This is a genomic window from Salipiger sp. D13 (genome assembly GCF_003703915.1).
Classification (GTDB): Bacteria; Pseudomonadota; Alphaproteobacteria; order Rhodobacterales; family Rhodobacteraceae; genus Salipiger; species Salipiger profundus.
Genome location: NZ_RAPJ01000102.1, coordinates 1 through 1,333, shown reverse-complemented (window position 1 = coordinate 1,333; position 1,333 = coordinate 1). Strand labels below are relative to the sequence as shown.

The 1,333-nt window shown below is 64.7% G+C and carries 3 protein-coding genes; 1 reads left to right on the top strand and 2 read right to left on the bottom strand.

Annotated features, from left to right (window positions below; genetic code table 11):
* Positions 1 to 286 (top strand): hypothetical protein (locus D6860_RS25565; RefSeq protein ID WP_206512224.1); only part of this gene is annotated, 286 nt, incomplete at its 5' end.
* A 32-nt stretch (positions 287 to 318) separates the two neighbouring features.
* Here the strand turns inward: D6860_RS25565 and D6860_RS25075 are convergent.
* Positions 319 to 756 (bottom strand): hypothetical protein, encoded by a 438-nt coding sequence (locus D6860_RS25075; protein ID WP_076623805.1) that lies wholly within the window; start codon positions 754 to 756, stop codon positions 319 to 321.
* A gap of 133 nt (positions 757 to 889) precedes the next feature.
* On the bottom strand, positions 890 to 1,333 hold a 444-nt coding region (locus D6860_RS25070; protein ID WP_164845670.1), incomplete at its 5' end, for a DUF2493 domain-containing protein.

Here is a 1,333-nt window from a genome sequence, read left to right as displayed (position 1 = left end):
TATGGAGCGGACATGGGACGGGCAAGGAACGGAGATGATGGCGGCTGCGGATGCCCGTCAGCCTGACCGGCTATTCACCGGCGGGTTCGCTCACCCGCGACAGGCCATGCGCGCCGTTCTCCATGCGCCTCGGCCGGCGTGTCCCGCCCGATCACAGGTGCGGTTTGCCGCTCAAACGTTCCGCCCCCTCCACCGCACGGCCACGGGCCGCGACGCGGGTCTCATGCCGATCCGCACACCGCCCCATACCGGCAATCTGACGATCGGGATGGCATTCCAGCGCTGATCCAGTCCCGCCTCATCGGATCGTCGGCAGTGTCAGGCGCTTACGGGAGAGCTGTCCGAAGGCTCGGCAGCCGAACCGGCAATGCGGAGAAAGGCGGACACGCCTACAGCGCCAGCGCCAATAACAGCGAAGATCATCTGCCAGGTCTCCGAGGGCATCATGGCCCTGGCGATCCCTAGGGTGGCGTGGAAGCCAGCGAGCACCGCCGGCACCACGAAGATCAGCGCGATGACAAACCGCGCCCAGAGCGGGCGCACGAGTATGATCAGCGCCTGACCGATGGCAAGCGTCAAGCCGGCGGCGAAGCCGCCGACGAGGATTGCACCGAGCCAGCCTGTGCCGGTTCCATAGGCCCAGATGCCGGTATGAAGTCCGACGAGGAACGGCAGGGCGAAGACCGCGAGGTTAAACACCAACCAGCACAGGCCCGCAATGGCCGCGAAAGATGCAAGGATTCCGAGAACGATCATGGTGGAGTCTCCCGTTTGACGTGGAACGGTCGCGCCTTCCACCACCACCATGGCGCAAGGCGAACATAGCATGAAACTGCCCGGCATGGCGAGAGTTCTGCCGGGCATGGTGTCGACGGATTGCTGGCAGCGCTCACGCGCTGCCCTTCGCCAGGCGGTAGACCGGGATGCCCATCTTGCGGGCCTTGTCGGCGAGGTTTTCCTGAATGCCGGTGCCGGGGAAGATGATGACCCCGATCGGCATCGTGTCGAGCATCCGGTCGTTGCGCTTGAAGGGCGCGGCCTTGGCGTGTTTCATCCAGTCCGGCTTGAAGGCGACCTGCGCGACCTTGCGGTTGTCGGCCCAAGTGGCCGCGATGCGTTCCGCCCCTTTCGGCGAACCTCCGTGCAGGAGCACCATGTCGGGGTGTTTGGCATGAACCTGATCGAGCCTGTCCCAGATCAGCCGGTGATCGGTGGTGTCGCCGCCCGAGAAGGCGATCTTCGGCCCGGCGGGCAATAGCACTTCATTGTCAGCCCAGCGTTTTGCGGCGAGAAAATCTCGGCTGTCGATCATGGCCGAGGTCATCTGGCGATG

Bases quoted from the DNA above. Each gene is read 5' to 3' on its own strand.
- D6860_RS25075 (WP_076623805.1), bottom strand. From the start codon at position 756: ATGATCGTTCTCGGAATCCTTGCATCTTTCGCGGCCATTGCGGGCCTG.